Below are 14937 nucleotides of genomic sequence, written 5' to 3'. Positions count from 1 at the left end.
CCGACGCGACACACAGGAGATAGACGTGATCCAGCAGGAGTCGCGGCTTCGGGTCGCCGACAACACTGGTGCCAAGGAGATCCTTTGCATCCGTGTTCTCGGTGGCTCGGGCCGCCGCTACGCGGGAATCGGTGACGTCATCGTCGCCACCGTCAAGGATGCGATCCCCGGTGGCAACGTGAAGAAGGGCGAGGTCGTCAAGGCGGTCGTCGTCCGGACCGTCAAGGAGCGCCGGCGCGCCGACGGTTCGTACATCCGGTTCGACGAGAACGCCGCCGTCATCCTCAAGAACGACGGCGACCCCCGCGGCACCCGTATCTTCGGCCCCGTGGGCCGTGAGCTGCGCGAGAAGAAGTTCATGAAGATCGTCTCGCTCGCGCCGGAGGTGCTGTAACCGATGAAGATCAAGAAGGGCGACCTGGTCCAGGTCATCACCGGCAAGGACAAGGGCAAGCAGGGCAAGGTCATCGTGGCCTACCCCGCTCAGGACCGGGTCCTCGTCGAGGGTGTCAACCGGGTCAAGAAGCACACCAAGGCCGGGCAGACCGACCGCGGTTCGAAGACCGGCGGCATCATCACCACCGAGGCGCCGATCCACGTCAGCAACGTCCAGCTGGTCGTGGAGAAGGACGGCAAGAAGGTCGTGACCCGCGTCGGCTACCGCTTCGACGACGAGGGCAACAAGATCCGCGTTGCCAAGCGGACCGGTGAGGACATCTGATGAGCACCGCCACCGAAACCACGCGTATCGCGCCGCGTCTCAAGACGCGCTACCGCGAGGAGATCGCGGGCAAGCTGCGTGACCAGTTCTCCTACGAGAACGTCATGCAGATCCCCGGTCTGACCAAGATCGTGGTCAACATGGGTGTGGGCGACGCCGCCCGCGACTCCAAGCTGATCGAGGGCGCCATCCGCGACCTCGCCACGATCACCGGCCAGAAGCCGCAGGTCACCAAGGCCCGCAAGTCCATCGCCCAGTTCAAGCTGCGCGAGGGCCAGCCGATCGGTGCGCACGTCACGCTGCGCGGCGACCGGATGTGGGAGTTCCTGGACCGGCTGCTGTCGCTGGCGCTGCCGCGTATCCGCGACTTCCGGGGTCTGTCCCCCAAGCAGTTCGACGGCCGGGGCAACTACACCTTCGGTCTCACGGAGCAGGTCATGTTCCACGAGATCGACCAGGACAAGATCGACCGGGTCCGGGGCATGGACATCACCGTGGTCACCACGGCGACCACCGACGACGAGGGCCGTGCCCTGCTGCGTCACCTCGGCTTTCCGTTCAGGGAGAACTGACCGTGGCGAAGAAGGCACTGATTTCCAAGGCCGCTCGCAAGCCCAAGTTCGCGGTGCGCGCCTACAACCGCTGCCAGCGCTGTGGCCGGCCGCACTCCGTCTACCGCAAGTTCGGCCTGTGCCGGGTGTGCCTTCGTGAGATGGCCCACCGCGGCGAGCTGCCGGGCGTGACCAAGAGCTCCTGGTAATCCCGGTTCCCGGGACCACCAGGAACTCTCGGTAAGCAGTTGGTCGGCGAGTGCCTGCCCTTTCATCCCGTAGGGTAGAAGGGTTGGGCGCCCGCCGCCCGCATCGACTTACTACGCCGTAGGTCCACCGCACCGCACCCGTCCCCGGTTCACCCCGGGGGAGAAGGACGGAGCACCAGGAAACCCCGGCGAGAGAGGCCCAGGGCCACCTCATGACCATGACCGACCCCATCGCAGACATGCTGACCCGTCTGCGGAACGCGAACTCGGCATACCACGACGACGTCGTGATGCCGTTCAGCAAGATCAAGTCGCACATCGCGGAGATCCTCCAGCAGGAGGGCTACATCACGGCCTGGAAGGTCGAGGAGGCGGAGGTCGGCAAGAACCTCGTCCTCGAGCTGAAGTTCGGCCCGAACCGCGAGCGCTCGATCGCCGGCATCAAGCGGATCAGCAAGCCGGGTCTGCGGGTCTACGCAAAGTCCACCAACCTGCCGAAGGTGCTCGGCGGCCTCGGCGTGGCGATCATCTCCACGTCGCACGGGCTGCTCACCGGCCAGCAGGCTCAGAAGAAGGGCGTGGGTGGGGAAGTCCTCGCCTACGTCTGGTAACCGGGAAAGCGAGGTAAAGCAATGTCGCGCATCGGCAAGCTGCCCATCTCGGTTCCCGCCGGAGTGGACGTCACCATCGACGGCCGCACGGTCGCGGTGAAGGGCCCCAAGGGCTCGCTCACCCACACCGTTGCCGCGCCGATCGAGATCGCCAAGGGCGAGGACGGCACCCTGCTGGTCACCCGCCCCAACGACGAGCGTGTCTCGAAGGCCCTGCACGGCCTGTCCCGCACGCTGGTGGCGAACATGATCACCGGCGTGACCGCGGGCTACAGCAAGCAGCTCGAGATCAGCGGTGTCGGCTACCGCGTCCAGGCCAAGGGCTCCAACCTGGAGTTCGCGCTGGGCTACAGCCACCCGATTCTCGTCGAGGCCCCCGAGGGGATCTCCTTCAAGGTCGAGTCCCCGGTGAAGTTCTCCGTCGAGGGCATCGACAAGCAGAAGGTGGGCGAGGTCGCGGCGAACATCCGCAAGCTGCGCAAGCCCGACCCGTACAAGGCCAAGGGCGTCAAGTACGCCGGCGAGGTCATCCGCCGCAAGGTCGGAAAGGCTGGTAAGTAGCCATGGCATACGGTGTGAAGATCGCCAAGGGCAAGGCGTACAAGGGTGCCGCCATCAAGCGTCGCCACATCCGGATCCGCAAGCGGATCTCGGGTACGGCGGAGCGTCCGCGCCTGGTCGTGACCCGCTCCAACCGGGGCATCACGGCACAGGTGATCGACGACCTCGCGGGCCACACGCTCGCGTCGGCGTCGACCCTCGACGCGTCCATCCGCGGCGGCGAAGGCGACAAGAGCGCCAAGGCCAAGCAGGTCGGCCAGCTCGTGGCCGAGCGTGCCAAGGCCAAGGGCGTCGAGGCAGTCGTCTTCGACCGTGGCGGCAACCAGTACGCGGGGCGCATCGCCGCCCTCGCGGACGCCGCCCGCGAAGCGGGCCTGAAGTTCTGAGCCGCCCGTCGCGGCAGCGGCGTCACGCCGCTGCGTGAGCTAGCGGAAACGAAGAGAGGTAATTCCAATGGCTGGACCCCAGCGCCGCGGAAGCGGTGCCGGAGGCGGCGAGCGGCGGGACCGTAAGGACCGGCGGGACGGCGGCCAGCAGGCCGAGAAGACCGCTTATGTCGAGCGGGTCGTCGCGATCAACCGCGTCGCCAAGGTTGTGAAGGGTGGTCGTCGCTTCAGCTTCACCGCGCTGGTCGTGGTGGGCGACGGTGACGGCACCGTCGGTGTCGGCTACGGCAAGGCCAAGGAGGTGCCGGCCGCCATCGCCAAGGGTGTGGAGGAGGCCAAGAAGCACTTCTTCAAGGTCCCCCGTATCCAGGGCACCATCCCGCACCCGATCCAGGGTGAGAAGGCCGCGGGCGTCGTGCTCCTCAAGCCGGCCTCGCCCGGTACCGGTGTGATCGCCGGTGGCCCGGTGCGTGCCGTGCTGGAGTGCGCGGGCATCCACGACGTGCTGTCCAAGAGCCTCGGCTCGGACAACGCGATCAACATCGTGCACGCCACGGTGGCGGCGCTCCAGGGCCTGCAGCGGCCCGAGGAGATCGCGGCCCGCCGCGGCCTGCCGATCGAGGACGTCGCGCCCGCCGCCCTGCTGCGGGCCCGTGCCGGGGTGGGTGTGTGATGGCGCGCCTGAAGGTCACGCAGACCAAGTCCTACATCGGCAGCAAGCAGAACCACCGTGACACCCTGCGTTCGCTCGGGCTCAAGCGCCTGCACGACGTCGTGGTCAAGGAGGACCGCCCGGAGATCCGTGGCATGGTCCGCACCGTCCGCCACCTCGTCACGGTCGAGGAGGTCGACTGATCATGGGTGACAACCCGATCAAGATCCACAACCTCCGTCCGGCCCCCGGCGCCAAGACCGCGAAGACCCGGGTGGGTCGCGGTGAGGGCTCCAAGGGCAAGACGGCCGGTCGTGGCACCAAGGGCACCAAGGCCCGCTACCAGGTTCCGGAGCGCTTCGAGGGCGGGCAGATGCCTCTCCACATGCGGCTCCCGAAGCTCAAGGGCTTCAAGAACCCGTTCCGCACCGAGTACCAGGTCGTGAACCTGGACAAGCTCGCGACCCTCTACCCCGAGGGTGGCGAGGTCACCGTGGCCGACCTGGTCGCCAAGGGTGCCGTGCGCAAGAACCAGCTCGTCAAGGTGCTCGGCACCGGCGAGGTCTCCGTGGCGCTGCAGGTGACCGTCGACGCGGTCTCCGGCTCCGCCAAGGAGAAGATCGCCGCCGCCGGCGGCACCGTCACCGAGCTCGTCTGAGCCCGATGCGACGCGACCGGGGATGTCCAGAAACCTCTGGGCATCCCCGGTCGTTCGTTCCTGTGATTTTCCTTCCCCGGTTGGTCATTCCTTGCGGGGCTACGTCGCCGGTAGGCTGACCGACGCTGCTGTCGTCAGATACCTCATCATTGTCCTTCCGCGCTGGCGCGGGGGCTGCAGGAGGCACCGTGCTCACCGCGTTCGCACGGGCGTTCAGGACGCCCGACCTGCGCAAGAAGCTTCTGTTCACCCTGAGCATCGTCGTGGTCTACCGCCTCGGGGCGCACGTGCCCGTGCCGGGCATCGACTACCACGTGGTCAATCAGTGCATCAAGGACACGAAGGGCAACAACAGCCTCTTCGGCCTGGTGAACATGTTCAGCGGCGGCGCGCTGCTCCAGCTGACGATCTTCGCGCTGGGAATCATGCCGTACATCACGGCGAGCATCATCCTCCAGCTGCTGACGGTGGTGATCCCGCGTCTGGAGGCCCTCAAGAAGGAGGGCCAGGCCGGCACCACGAAGATCACCCAGTACACCCGGTACCTGACCGTCGCGCTCGCCGTGCTCCAGGGCACCGGCCTGGTCGCCACCGCCCGCTCCGGCAGCCTGTTCTCCGGCTGCACCAACGCCGGCAACATCGTGCCCAACCAGTCGATCTTCACCACCATCACGATGGTGACGACGATGACCGCCGGCACCGTCGTCATCATGTGGCTCGGTGAGCTGGTGACCGACCGCGGCATCGGCAACGGCATGTCGATCCTGATGTTCGTCTCCATCGCGGCCGGCTTCCCCGGCTCGCTGTGGGCCATCAAGGTCTCCGGCACCATCGCCGACGGCTGGGTCGAGTTCATCGCGGTCATCCTGGTGGGCCTGGCGATCGTCGGCCTGGTGGTCTTCGTCGAGCAGGCGCAGCGCCGCATCCCCGTGCAATACGCGAAGCGGATGATCGGACGGCGGTCGTACGGCGGCACGTCCACGTACATCCCGCTGAAGGTCAACCAGGCCGGTGTGATCCCGGTCATCTTCGCCTCGTCGCTGCTGTACATCCCGGCGCTGATCGTGCAGTTCTCCGGATCGACCGCGGGCTGGGCCCAGTGGATCAGCCGGAACTTCACCAAGGGCGACCACCCGATCTACATGGCGGCCTACTTCCTGCTGATCGTCTTCTTCGCCTTCTTCTACGTCGCGATCTCCTTCAACCCCGAGGAAGTCAGCGACAACATGAAGAAGTATGGTGGGTTCATTCCGGGCATCAGGGCCGGACGCCCCACCGCCGAATACCTGAGCTACGTGCTGAACCGCATCACGTGGCCGGGCGCGCTGTACCTGGGGCTCATCGCTCTCGTCCCGACGGTCGCCATCGCGATCTTCAACGGCAGCAACGGCAACTTCCCGCTCGGCGGCACCAGCATCCTGATCATCGTGGGTGTCGGCCTCGAAACGGTGAAGCAGATCGAGAGCCAGCTCCAGCAGCGTAACTACGAAGGGTTCCTCCGCTGATGCGTATCGTCCTGGTCGGGCCGCCCGGCGCGGGCAAGGGGACGCAGGCCAAGTTCCTCACCGAGAACCTGTCGATCCCGCACATCTCGACGGGAGACCTGTTCCGCGCCAACATCAGCCAGGGCACCGACCTCGGCAAGCAGGCCAAGGCGTACATGGACGCCGGCGACCTGGTGCCGGACGAGGTCACGATCGGCATGGCCGAGGACCGGATGGACGCGCCGGACGCCGCCGACGGCTTCCTGCTCGACGGCTTCCCGCGCAACGTGGGCCAGGCCGAGGCGCTGGACGCCTACCTGGCCGCGCACGGCCTGAAGCTCGACGGGGTGCTCGACCTGGAGGTCCCCGAGGACGAGGTCGTCCGGCGGATCGCCGGCCGCCGGGTGTGCCGCAAGGACAGCTCGCACGTCTTCCACGTCGAGCACAAGAAGCCCAAGGCCGAGGGCGTGTGCGACGAGTGCGGCGGCGAGCTGTACCAGCGCGCGGACGACGCCGAGGACAAGGTGCGCAACCGGCTGGACGTCTACCACCGCGAGACCGAGCCGATCATCGACTACTACAAGCGGCAGAACCTGGTCGTGACGATCTCGGCGCTCGGCCCGGTGGCCGAGGTCACCCAGCGCGCGATGGACGCGCTGCGGCGCGAGGCCGCCTGACCGCTCGGCCGGGGCCCGGCCCCGTGACGGACAGCACAAGCACAGCACGGTGAACGGCCGTGGTGCCCCGGTGGGCGCCACGGCCGTATCGTTGAACGCGTGCCCGAACGGCGTTCCCGCGCCCGGGCCCGCCCCCGGACCACGTACCCCCCGACCCCGAGGAAGGCGACAGCCGCATGGTGGAGATCAAGACCCCGGAGCAGATCGCCACGATGCGGCGGGCCGGGCTGGTCGTCGCGGCCATCCACGAGGCGACGCGTGCCGCCGCCGTGCCCGGCGCCACCACCAAGGACCTCGACGAGATCGCCGCCAAGGTCATCGCCGACCACGGCGCCAAGCCGAACTTCCTCGGCTACGGCGGCTTCCCCGGCAACATCTGCACCTCGGTCAACGACGTCGTCGTGCACGGCATCCCGGACCGGGCGACGGTGCTCAAGGACGGCGACATCATCGCCATCGACGCCGGCGCGATCGTCGACGGCTGGCACGGCGACGCGGCCTTCACCTGCTTCGTCGGCTCCGGCCACGCCCCGGAGCTGATCGAGCTCAGCCGGGTCACGGAGGAGTCGATGTGGGCCGGCATCGCGGCGTTCCGCAAGGGCAACCGGCTGGAGGACATCTCCCGGGCCGTCGAGGGCTACATCCGCCGCCAGCCGCGCCCGGCGTCCGGCCGGTACGGCATCGTCGAGGACTACGGCGGCCACGGCATCGGCACCCAGATGCACATGGAGCCGCACCTGCTGAACTACGTCACCAAGAAGCGCGGGCGCGGCATCAAGCTGGTGCCGGGCGTGTGCCTGGCCATCGAGCCGATGGTCACCCTGGGCTCGCCGCGCACCTTCGTCCTGGAGGACGAGTGGACGGTGAAGTCCGAGGACGGCTCGTGGTCCTCGCACTGGGAGCACTCCGTCGCGCTCACCGAGGACGGCCCGCTGGTGCTCACCGCCCCGGACGGCGGCCGGGCCAAGCTCGCCGAGTACGGCATCACGGCGGCCCCGGACCCGGTCGCGTGACCGGCTGCCCCGCCGGGGGCGTAACGATCACCCGGTGTGGGCATACACAGTGGATTCGTCTTTCTGCGGGCCGTGTCGTAGACTGACACGTCGGCTGTCGCATGTCTTCCGGCATGCCCGCAGCCGACCAAGGTAGCCGATCCCGAAAGCAGGACATGGCCAAGAAGCAAGGCGCCATCGAAATTGAAGGCACCGTGATCGAGTCTCTGCCGAACGCCATGTTCAAGGTGGAGCTGCAGAACGGTCACAAGGTCCTCGCGCACATCAGCGGCAAGATGCGGATGCACTACATCCGTATCCTCCCGGATGACCGGGTCGTCGTGGAGCTGTCTCCGTACGACCTGACGCGCGGACGGATCGTCTACCGATACAAGTAGATCTCACGACCCGGAGAACCTGATCCCATGAAGGTCAAGCCGAGCGTCAAGAAGATCTGCGACAAGTGCAAGGTGATCCGCCGCCACGGCCGGGTCATGGTCATCTGCGACAACCTGCGCCACAAGCAGCGCCAGGGCTGACGTACGACCTGCTCCTTCTGCACCCGCAGAACTTCGCGCGACGCATATCCGTACATACGCAGTGCCCGTCCCCTGTACCAAGGGCGACGACACCCCCGGCGGAGGCCGGGGACCCGGACGGTACCTGACACGGCCGGCCGGGAGCAGGCACTGCGGAAGACCTCCGACATCACCAGGAGCCAGACACATGGCACGCCTTTCAGGCGTTGACCTCCCGCGCGAGAAGCGCGTGGAGATCGCCCTCACCTACGTCTTCGGCATCGGGCGCTCGCGCGCCCAGGAGATCCTGAAGAGCACCGGTGTGAGCCCCGACGTCCGTGTCCGCGACCTCGCCGAGGACGACCTCGTCAAGATCGCCAAGTACGTGGACGACAACTACACGACCGAGGGTGACCTCCGTCGTTCCATCCAGGCCGACATCCGCCGCAAGGTGGAGATCGGCTGCTACCAGGGCCTGCGCCACCGCCGCGGCCTGCCGGTCCACGGCCAGCGCACTCACACCAACGCCCGCACCCGCAAGGGCCCGCGTCGCGCGATCGCCGGCAAGAAGAAGCCGGGCAAGAAGTAGTCCGCAAGCAGGACCCCCACCAGCGGTCTTCGCTTCGTAGGACCGACCACCTCACCGGGAAGATGACACATGCCTCCTAAGGGCCGTCAGGGCGCAGTCAAGAAGGTGCGCCGCAAGGAAAAGAAGAACGTCGCTCACGGTCACGCGCACATCAAGAGCACGTTCAACAACACGATCGTCTCGATCACCGACCCCGCGGGCAACGTGATCTCCTGGGCCTCCGCCGGCCACGTCGGCTTCAAGGGCTCGCGCAAGTCCACCCCCTTCGCCGCGCAGATGGCCGCCGAGTCGGCCGCGCGTCGGGCGCAGGAGCACGGCATGCGCAAGGTCGACGTCTTCGTGAAGGGCCCCGGCTCCGGCCGGGAGACCGCGATCCGCTCGCTCCAGGCCACCGGCCTGGAGGTCGGCTCGATCCAGGACGTCACCCCGACCCCGCACAACGGCTGCCGCCCGCCGAAGCGCCGCCGCGTCTGACCAGCTGACACAGGAGATACAAGACAATGGCGCGTTACACCGGGGCCGACTGCAAGCGTTGCCGTCGGGAAAAGCAGAAGCTCTTCCTCAAGGGAGCTAAGTGCGAGAGCGCGAAGTGCCCGATCGAGATCCGTCCTTACCCCCCGGGTGAGCACGGACGCGGGCGCACCAAGGACAGCGAGTACCTGCTTCAGCTGCGTGAGAAGCAGAAGTGCGCGCGGATCTACGGTGTCCTCGAGAAGCAGTTCGTGAACTACTACAAGGAAGCGAACCAGAAGACCGGCAAGACCGGTGAGAACCTTCTGCGCATCCTTGAGACCCGCATCGACAACGTGGTCTACCGGGCCGGCTTCGCCAAGTCCCGCGACCACGCGCGTCAGCTGGTCCGGCACGGACACTTCGTCGTCAACGGCCGCAAGATCGACATCCCGTCGGCGCGCGTCTCCGTGAACGACATCGTCGAGGTCCGCGAGTCCTCCCGTAACCTCACCCCGTTCCAGGTGGCGCAGGGCGAGGCCGGCGACAAGACCGTGCCGGCGTGGCTGGAGGCCAACGCGGGCAAGCTGCGGATCCTCGTGCACAGCCTGCCCGAGCGCCAGGTGATCGACACCCAGGTGCAGGAGCAGCTGATCGTCGAGCTCTACTCGAAGTAATCCCTCCGGGATTTCGGGTCGCCCGGATTTCCACGCCGGGTGAGCTTGCGGTCACGGGCGGTACGCATCCGTCCGGCGTCATCTGCGTGATGGCGCCGGTCGGGGCGTGCCGCCCGTACCCTCGTAGTACAGGGGGCGTCAAATAGCGGGCGCCCACGACAGAAGGACCTTACGCATGCTGATCGCTCAGCGACCCTCGTTGACCGAAGAGGTCGTCGACGAATTCCGCTCCCGGTTCGTGATCGAGCCGCTGGAGCCGGGCTTCGGCTACACCCTCGGCAACTCCCTGCGCCGTACGCTGCTCTCCTCGATCCCGGGTGCCGCGGTCACCTCGATCCGGGTGGACGGGGTGCTGCACGAGTTCACCACCGTGCCGGGCGTCAAGGAGGACGTCACCGACGTCATCCTCAACATCAAGCAGCTCGTCGTCTCCTCCGAGCACGACGAGCCCGTCGTGATGTACCTGCGCAAGCAGGGCCCGGGCGTCGTCACCGCCGCCGACATCGCGCCGCCGGCCGGCGTCGAGGTGCACAACCCCGACCTGGTCCTGGCCACCCTGAACGCCAAGGGCAAGCTGGAGATGGAGCTGACCGTCGAGCGCGGTCGCGGCTACGTCTCCGCGGTGCAGAACAAGCAGCAGGGCCAGGAGATCGGCCGTATCCCGGTCGACTCCATCTACAGCCCCGTGCTCAAGGTCACCTACAAGGTGGAGGCGACCCGCGTCGAGCAGCGCACCGACTTCGACAAGCTCATCGTCGACGTCGAGACCAAGCAGGCCATGCGCCCGCGCGACGCCATGGCGTCCGCCGGCAAGACCCTGGTCGAGCTGTTCGGCCTGGCCCGCGAGCTGAACGTCGACGCCGAGGGCATCGACATGGGCCCGTCCCCCACGGACGCCGCCCTGGCCGCGGACCTCGCCCTGCCGATCGAGGAGCTGGAACTCACCGTCCGCTCCTACAACTGCCTCAAGCGCGAGGGCATCCACTCGGTCGGCGAGCTCGTCGCCCGCTCCGAGGCGGACCTGCTCGACATCCGCAACTTCGGCGCCAAGTCGATCGACGAGGTCAAGGCGAAGCTGGCCGGCATGGGCCTGGCCCTCAAGGACAGCCCGCCCGGATTCGACCCGACCGCCGCGGCGGACGCCTTCGGGGCGGACGACGACGTCGACGCGGGCTTCGTGGAGACCGAGCAGTACTGAGCCCTTCCGGGCTCGCGTTGTGACCTCCCGGGGCGCTCTGGCGCCCCGGGACCAACGGGTCGGCGTCCGCCGGCCCGTACTGACACCGGTACCTGACACGGCCGGTGCAGCCGAGAAGGAGAAGGACCCATGCCTCAGCCCGCCAAGGGTGCCCGTCTGGGCGGCAGCGCCGCGCACGAGAAGCTGCTCCTCGCGAACCTCGCGAAGTCGCTCTTCGAGCACGGCCGCATCACCACCACCGAGGCCAAGGCGCGCCGGCTGCGCCCGGTCGCGGAGCGCCTGATCACCAAGGCGAAGAAGGGCGACATCCACAACCGTCGCCAGGTTCTCCAGGTCATCACGGACAAGAGCGTCGTCCACACGCTCTTCACCGAGATCGGCCCGCGCTACGAGAACCGCCCGGGTGGCTACACCCGCATCACCAAGATCGGCCCGCGCCGCGGCGACAACGCGCCGATGGCGGTCATCGAGCTGGTCGAGGCCCTGACCGTCCAGCAGTCCGCCGTGGGTGAGGCCGAGGCCGCGACCAAGCGCTCCGCCAAGGACAAGGCCGGCGACGCCGCCCTCGCCGAGGTCAAGGACGCGACCCCCGAGGACGCCGCGCCCGAGGCCGAGGCCGTCGAGGACGCGAAGCCGTCCGAGGACGCGGCCGACGAGGCCAAGGACGCCTGAGGCACCCCAGGCCCGACCGGCGGACCCGCACCCCCTGGGGGTGCGGGTCCGCCTGCGTTTCAGACCGACAGATGGTCGGTGAAGATGCCGATCAGTATCCGGCCGCCGAGCCGCTGATCGGGCAGCGAGAAATGCACCCGGTTGTAGGTGGGGTGCTGCTTGGCGTGCCATTCGCAGCGGTACGTCTCCCCTTCGTGCTCGACGTCCCGCTCCCGCATCGCCGCGTCGTTCGCATGGGTCTTCGGGCTCTCCGGCGACAACGTGACGCCGTGCCCGCCGAGCGCCGCCTGCACCTGCCTCGGGATGCCGTTGCCGGCGGTGACCGCCTCGGCGAAGTGGTCGTTCGTCACCGACAGCACGCGCACCACCCAGGAGCGCACGTCCCGGTAGTGACCCTGGAACTTCCCGAAGGAGAGCGAGTCCGCGAGCACGAGCCCGGGAAAGGCCGCGCGGGCAAGGTCGCCGAAGCCGGCCTCGTCGACATCCTCCAGGTCGAAGACCGCCCGCCAGAAGCCGGGGATCTCACCGGCGGCCCTGACGAAGAAGACGGCCGCCGTCCCGTCGTCCGACTCCACCGGCTGCCAGCCGGACGCCGTCGCCGCCGCCGGGAAGAGCAGGCAGGCCGTGGTGGTGCCCTGGAGCGTCCGGCGCAGCGCATGCCCCGCGGCGGAGGGCCACTCGTGCGCCGCACCGGCCACACGTACGCCGTCCGGCGTCCGCTCCGCCTCGTCGTCGTCCCACAGGCGGCACCGGTCCATGAGCTGGATCATCCGGCGCTTGGCGTCCGGCGAGGCGGTCTCCCGCCCCGAGGCCCGCTGGTACAGAAAGTCGCAGAGCAGCTCGTTCTCCCGGCACGGCAGCTCCGACCAGGACCTCCACGCGGCGACCGGCTGGACGTCCTGGAGGTCGTCCAGCGCGTCGCTGAACTCGTCGAGGAGGTCGGTCAGGGCGGCACCGGAGTGGCCCCGGAAGTCGAAGCTCCCGTGCTCGACGACCAGCCGGTACGGCTCACCTGCGGCGCCGGGCACGGGCGAGCCTCCCCAGGTCGTCCTCGATCTGGTCGAAGAATCCGTCCGGCCACCGGGAGAGATCGCCGTGTTCGCCCAGCTCGATGGGGACGATGCCGTCGTAGCCGAAGAAGTGGATCACCACGTCCGAGGGCGGCAGAAGTCCGTCGGCGGCCGACGCGAGGCGGATTCCGTTGAGCACATGGTCGCTGTGGGTCTCGACGACGACCTGGACGCCGCTGCCGGCGACCCGCGCGAGGAACGCGCCGATCCGCGACTGGCCGGCCGGATGGAGATGCGCCTCCGGGTTCTCCACGATCAGCACGTCCCCGGGCGACGTCATGAGCCCGGCCACGACGACGGGGAGCGCGTACGAGACACCGAACCCGGTGTTCGCGGGGCGGATGACATCGCCGGTGGGCCCCTGGACGCGCAGCGCGCTGGCCGCCATGCCCGGTGTCCACAGTGCCTCCAGCCGCAGTGGCCGGATGATGTGCGAGGCCCACTCCTCGGTCTGGGTCCGCAGCAGGCTCACCGACGAGTCCGGGAACAGCAGCTGCTCGCGTACGTTGAGGGCCTTGCGGGTGACGCGGAGTTCGCGGAGGGCCAGCACCTGGGCGGTGTGCTCGCCCCGCACGCCGACCCCGAGGTCCTCGGGCGGCTCACCGGAGACCGCAAGGACGTCACGGGGGCCCAGCCGCTCGGCCCCCAGGTACGTGAAGCCGAAGCCGCCGCGGCTCAGCCCGGGCGGCGGTTCGCCCGGGGCGGCCAGCACGTCCAGATGCAGCGCCCGCTCGTCCGGCACACCGAAGTGGTACGCCCAGTCGGCGTCGCCGGACCGCAGCGAGATCCCGATCTCGGGGACCTCGGCGCCGGGGTGCAGCAGCTCCTGCGCCTCACCGAGCGCGAGCCCGTACGGCCCGTTGAGCCGTACGGTGGTGGCCGCCGGGGCCTGCGCCGCCTGGCGGGCGAGGAGCAGCGCCTGGACCACCGTGCTCTTGCCCGCTCCGTTGAACCCGGTCAGTACGGTCATCGGCCGCAGCGGAAGGTCGGCCTCGGTGAAGCACTTCAGCCGTTCGACATGGAGGCCGGTCAGGCTCATGAGGCGTCCGCGTCCTCACGGGCCGCGTCGAACCGGTAGGCCACCCGCCGGCGGTCGCCGGTCGAGGAGGTGATGGCTTCGAGGTAGCGGTAGTCGCTGGTCATGCGTCGTCTCGCCGCGCTGACGATCGCGTGCTTGCGCCGCTTCAGGTCCTCCGGGTCCTTGGTGGCGAGGGCGATCGCCCAGGTCTCGACCAGGGCACGGTTGACGGGGCTGCGGTAGGCCGTTCCCAGCGGCCATTTGCGGAAGGCGTGCTCGCCGAAGACCAGTCGCGCGTTGCTCATGGCGCTGCGGAACGCGTCGTACATCCGCTGCACGTCGATGTCCGGAACGCGCCTGTCGTCGTCCAACCACTCGGTGGTGGTCTCCAGGAAGGCGTCCATGGCCGGCTGCTCGTCGTATCCCTCGACACCGCGCAGCCAGAAGGCGGCGAAGCGCAGCGCCACCTCGCGGTCGTTCATCCTGATGTGGCCGCTCAGATGGGTCGCCTGGTCGAACTCCGGCATCGACGTCATCTCCTTGAGGATCCGGCGGCTGCGGTTCTTGCTCATGCAGTGCCGGATCTCCTGGGCGTTGAGCGGGGTGCCGCCGGTGTTGATCCGCTTGAAGATGTCGTACATCACCCCGGAGGGCGTGGTCGGGTCGATGACGTTGACCGTCAACTGGGCGTTGTTGATGCGCCGTTGCCACTGGACCGGCAGGTCGCCGAACCGCTTGCCGTTCTCGCTCGTGAGGTACTCCAGCTCCTTGAGGAGGAAGCGGTCGCCCCGGACGTAGTCGTGCAGCGTCGACAGACGTTGCAGGCCGTCCACGACGCGGAAGCCGCCGCTGTTGTCCTCGGCGAAGTAGAAGGCCGGGAGGGGGATCTGCAAGAGCAGGGACTCCACGAGCCGGGACTTCTGCCCGTCCTTCCAGACCTTGCCGCGCTGGAAGTCCGGGGCCAGCTCGATCGACCCCTCGTCGATCTGGTCGAGGATGTTCCGCAGCGAGAACTGGCCGGTGGTCACCCGGATCTGCGACGGATCCCACGGCTTGGTGATCGGGATCTCGCTCTGGGTGTCCTCGTCCTGCTCGACCTCGACGCCCGTGACCTGGCCGTCGAAGACGTCCTCGACCACCTGGGGAGGCTGCTGTTCCTGCTCCGTCGACATGCGGGGATCCTATCGGCGCCCTGCGCGGCCGGGCCTGTGTCCTGGCGACGGCCCCGCTCTGAGAAGCTGCA

At 68.2% G+C, this 14937-nt stretch carries 23 protein-coding genes; 20 read left to right on the top strand and 3 right to left on the bottom strand.

Annotation, left to right across the window (positions count from 1 at the left end):
- The first annotated feature begins 25 nt into the window (after positions 1 to 25).
- The 20 genes from rplN to rplQ all read left to right on the top strand — a co-directional run bounded on the left by rplN (position 26) and on the right by rplQ (position 11606).
- Positions 26 to 394, top strand: a complete 369-nt coding sequence (rplN, locus tag HCN08_RS30235; protein ID WP_069462148.1) for a 50S ribosomal protein L14 — start codon at positions 26 to 28, stop codon at positions 392 to 394.
- Positions 395 to 397: 3 nt separating this feature from the next.
- Positions 398 to 721, top strand: coding sequence for a 50S ribosomal protein L24 (gene rplX / locus HCN08_RS30230; RefSeq protein ID WP_093713216.1), 324 nt, complete (start codon positions 398 to 400; stop codon positions 719 to 721).
- On the top strand, positions 721 to 1293 hold the full coding sequence (rplE, locus tag HCN08_RS30225) for a 50S ribosomal protein L5 (RefSeq protein ID WP_167986484.1): 573 nt from the start codon (positions 721 to 723) through the stop codon (positions 1291 to 1293). The genes rplX and rplE overlap by 1 nt, the downstream gene beginning before the upstream one ends.
- 2 nt (positions 1294 to 1295) lie before the next feature.
- The gene (locus HCN08_RS30220) at positions 1296 to 1481 is read left to right on the top strand and encodes a type Z 30S ribosomal protein S14 (RefSeq protein ID WP_167986483.1); all 186 of its coding nucleotides are present in this window, start codon (positions 1296 to 1298) and stop codon (positions 1479 to 1481) included.
- A gap of 212 nt (positions 1482 to 1693) precedes the next feature.
- Complete coding sequence (gene rpsH / locus HCN08_RS30215) at positions 1694 to 2092, top strand: 30S ribosomal protein S8 (RefSeq protein WP_167986482.1); 399 nt, start codon at positions 1694 to 1696, stop codon at positions 2090 to 2092.
- Positions 2093 to 2113: 21 nt separating this feature from the next.
- Positions 2114 to 2653: a 50S ribosomal protein L6 gene (rplF, locus tag HCN08_RS30210; protein ID WP_167986481.1), complete on the top strand. Its 540-nt coding sequence runs from the start codon at positions 2114 to 2116 to the stop codon at positions 2651 to 2653.
- Between the two features lie 2 nt (positions 2654 to 2655).
- The gene (gene rplR, locus HCN08_RS30205) at positions 2656 to 3039 is read left to right on the top strand and encodes a 50S ribosomal protein L18 (protein WP_167986480.1); all 384 of its coding nucleotides are present in this window, start codon (positions 2656 to 2658) and stop codon (positions 3037 to 3039) included.
- Between the two features lie 67 nt (positions 3040 to 3106).
- Positions 3107 to 3712: a 30S ribosomal protein S5 gene (gene rpsE, locus HCN08_RS30200; RefSeq protein ID WP_031524774.1), complete on the top strand. Its 606-nt coding sequence runs from the start codon at positions 3107 to 3109 to the stop codon at positions 3710 to 3712.
- The gene (rpmD, locus tag HCN08_RS30195; protein ID WP_167986479.1) at positions 3712 to 3894 is read left to right on the top strand and encodes a 50S ribosomal protein L30; all 183 of its coding nucleotides are present in this window, start codon (positions 3712 to 3714) and stop codon (positions 3892 to 3894) included. The genes rpsE and rpmD overlap by 1 nt, the downstream gene beginning before the upstream one ends.
- Before the next feature lie 2 nt (positions 3895 to 3896).
- Positions 3897 to 4349, top strand: coding sequence for a 50S ribosomal protein L15 (gene rplO, locus HCN08_RS30190; RefSeq protein WP_206319418.1), 453 nt, complete (start codon positions 3897 to 3899; stop codon positions 4347 to 4349).
- Positions 4350 to 4537: 188 nt separating this feature from the next.
- Positions 4538 to 5854, top strand: a complete 1317-nt coding sequence (gene secY, locus HCN08_RS30185; RefSeq protein ID WP_167986478.1) for a preprotein translocase subunit SecY — start codon at positions 4538 to 4540, stop codon at positions 5852 to 5854.
- The gene (locus HCN08_RS30180; RefSeq protein WP_167986477.1) at positions 5854 to 6510 is read left to right on the top strand and encodes an adenylate kinase; all 657 of its coding nucleotides are present in this window, start codon (positions 5854 to 5856) and stop codon (positions 6508 to 6510) included. The genes secY and HCN08_RS30180 overlap by 1 nt, the downstream gene beginning before the upstream one ends.
- A gap of 176 nt (positions 6511 to 6686) precedes the next feature.
- A complete protein-coding gene (gene map, locus HCN08_RS30175; RefSeq protein WP_167986476.1) occupies positions 6687 to 7523 on the top strand; it encodes a type I methionyl aminopeptidase in 837 nt (278 codons plus the stop codon).
- 155 nt (positions 7524 to 7678) lie between these two features.
- The gene (infA, locus tag HCN08_RS30170) at positions 7679 to 7900 is read left to right on the top strand and encodes a translation initiation factor IF-1 (protein ID WP_003956442.1); all 222 of its coding nucleotides are present in this window, start codon (positions 7679 to 7681) and stop codon (positions 7898 to 7900) included.
- A gap of 27 nt (positions 7901 to 7927) precedes the next feature.
- Positions 7928 to 8041 carry a 50S ribosomal protein L36 gene (gene rpmJ / locus HCN08_RS30165; RefSeq protein ID WP_003956441.1) on the top strand — a complete coding sequence of 38 codons (114 nt, stop codon included), beginning with the start codon at positions 7928 to 7930 and terminating at the stop codon, positions 8039 to 8041.
- 187 nt (positions 8042 to 8228) lie between these two features.
- Positions 8229 to 8609, top strand: coding sequence for a 30S ribosomal protein S13 (rpsM, locus tag HCN08_RS30160; RefSeq protein ID WP_167986474.1), 381 nt, complete (start codon positions 8229 to 8231; stop codon positions 8607 to 8609).
- A gap of 69 nt (positions 8610 to 8678) precedes the next feature.
- The gene (gene rpsK, locus HCN08_RS30155; protein WP_167986473.1) at positions 8679 to 9083 is read left to right on the top strand and encodes a 30S ribosomal protein S11; all 405 of its coding nucleotides are present in this window, start codon (positions 8679 to 8681) and stop codon (positions 9081 to 9083) included.
- A 26-nt stretch (positions 9084 to 9109) separates the two neighbouring features.
- Positions 9110 to 9736: a 30S ribosomal protein S4 gene (gene rpsD / locus HCN08_RS30150; RefSeq protein ID WP_167986472.1), complete on the top strand. Its 627-nt coding sequence runs from the start codon at positions 9110 to 9112 to the stop codon at positions 9734 to 9736.
- Between the two features lie 175 nt (positions 9737 to 9911).
- Positions 9912 to 10934 carry a DNA-directed RNA polymerase subunit alpha gene (locus tag HCN08_RS30145; protein WP_033177813.1) on the top strand — a complete coding sequence of 341 codons (1023 nt, stop codon included), beginning with the start codon at positions 9912 to 9914 and terminating at the stop codon, positions 10932 to 10934.
- A gap of 129 nt (positions 10935 to 11063) precedes the next feature.
- On the top strand, positions 11064 to 11606 hold the full coding sequence (gene rplQ, locus HCN08_RS30140) for a 50S ribosomal protein L17 (RefSeq protein ID WP_167986471.1): 543 nt from the start codon (positions 11064 to 11066) through the stop codon (positions 11604 to 11606).
- A gap of 59 nt (positions 11607 to 11665) precedes the next feature.
- Here rplQ and HCN08_RS30135 read toward each other — a convergent pair whose 3' ends face one another.
- From HCN08_RS30135 to HCN08_RS30125, 3 genes are read right to left on the bottom strand one after another with little or no spacing between them, the layout of a single operon-like run.
- Positions 11666 to 12634, bottom strand: coding sequence for a hypothetical protein (locus HCN08_RS30135; RefSeq protein WP_167986470.1), 969 nt, complete (start codon positions 12632 to 12634; stop codon positions 11666 to 11668).
- Positions 12615 to 13715 (bottom strand): AAA family ATPase, encoded by a 1101-nt coding sequence (locus HCN08_RS30130; RefSeq protein ID WP_167986469.1) that lies wholly within the window; start codon positions 13713 to 13715, stop codon positions 12615 to 12617. The genes HCN08_RS30135 and HCN08_RS30130 overlap by 20 nt, the downstream gene beginning before the upstream one ends.
- Complete coding sequence (locus HCN08_RS30125; protein WP_167986468.1) at positions 13712 to 14866, bottom strand: DUF262 domain-containing protein; 1155 nt, start codon at positions 14864 to 14866, stop codon at positions 13712 to 13714. The genes HCN08_RS30130 and HCN08_RS30125 overlap by 4 nt, the downstream gene beginning before the upstream one ends.
- Positions 14867 to 14937 lie beyond the last annotated feature (71 nt).

Origin of the sequence: Actinacidiphila epipremni, assembly GCF_012034175.1 — a bacterium.
In the GTDB taxonomy this organism is placed as follows: Bacteria; Actinomycetota; Actinomycetes; order Streptomycetales; family Streptomycetaceae; genus Actinacidiphila; species Actinacidiphila epipremni.
This window is presented reverse-complemented; position numbering and strand designations above follow the sequence as displayed.

Bases quoted from the DNA above. Each gene is read 5' to 3' on its own strand.
- rplX (WP_093713216.1), top strand. From the start codon at position 398: ATGAAGATCAAGAAGGGCGACCTGGTCCAGGTCATCACCGGCAAGGAC.
- rplE (WP_167986484.1), top strand. From the start codon at position 721: ATGAGCACCGCCACCGAAACCACGCGTATCGCGCCGCGTCTCAAGACG.
- rpsH (WP_167986482.1), top strand. From the start codon at position 1,694: ATGACCATGACCGACCCCATCGCAGACATGCTGACCCGTCTGCGGAAC.
- rplF (WP_167986481.1), top strand. From the start codon at position 2,114: ATGTCGCGCATCGGCAAGCTGCCCATCTCGGTTCCCGCCGGAGTGGAC.
- rplR (WP_167986480.1), top strand. From the start codon at position 2,656: ATGGCATACGGTGTGAAGATCGCCAAGGGCAAGGCGTACAAGGGTGCC.
- rpsE (WP_031524774.1), top strand. From the start codon at position 3,107: ATGGCTGGACCCCAGCGCCGCGGAAGCGGTGCCGGAGGCGGCGAGCGG.
- rpmD (WP_167986479.1), top strand. From the start codon at position 3,712: ATGGCGCGCCTGAAGGTCACGCAGACCAAGTCCTACATCGGCAGCAAG.
- rplO (WP_206319418.1), top strand. From the start codon at position 3,897: ATGGGTGACAACCCGATCAAGATCCACAACCTCCGTCCGGCCCCCGGC.
- HCN08_RS30180 (WP_167986477.1), top strand. From the start codon at position 5,854: ATGCGTATCGTCCTGGTCGGGCCGCCCGGCGCGGGCAAGGGGACGCAG.
- map (WP_167986476.1), top strand. From the start codon at position 6,687: ATGGTGGAGATCAAGACCCCGGAGCAGATCGCCACGATGCGGCGGGCC.
- infA (WP_003956442.1), top strand. From the start codon at position 7,679: ATGGCCAAGAAGCAAGGCGCCATCGAAATTGAAGGCACCGTGATCGAG.
- rpmJ (WP_003956441.1), top strand. From the start codon at position 7,928: ATGAAGGTCAAGCCGAGCGTCAAGAAGATCTGCGACAAGTGCAAGGTG.
- rpsM (WP_167986474.1), top strand. From the start codon at position 8,229: ATGGCACGCCTTTCAGGCGTTGACCTCCCGCGCGAGAAGCGCGTGGAG.
- rpsK (WP_167986473.1), top strand. From the start codon at position 8,679: ATGCCTCCTAAGGGCCGTCAGGGCGCAGTCAAGAAGGTGCGCCGCAAG.
- rpsD (WP_167986472.1), top strand. From the start codon at position 9,110: ATGGCGCGTTACACCGGGGCCGACTGCAAGCGTTGCCGTCGGGAAAAG.
- HCN08_RS30145 (WP_033177813.1), top strand. From the start codon at position 9,912: ATGCTGATCGCTCAGCGACCCTCGTTGACCGAAGAGGTCGTCGACGAA.
- rplQ (WP_167986471.1), top strand. From the start codon at position 11,064: ATGCCTCAGCCCGCCAAGGGTGCCCGTCTGGGCGGCAGCGCCGCGCAC.
- HCN08_RS30130 (WP_167986469.1), bottom strand. From the start codon at position 13,715: ATGAGCCTGACCGGCCTCCATGTCGAACGGCTGAAGTGCTTCACCGAG.
- HCN08_RS30125 (WP_167986468.1), bottom strand. From the start codon at position 14,866: ATGTCGACGGAGCAGGAACAGCAGCCTCCCCAGGTGGTCGAGGACGTC.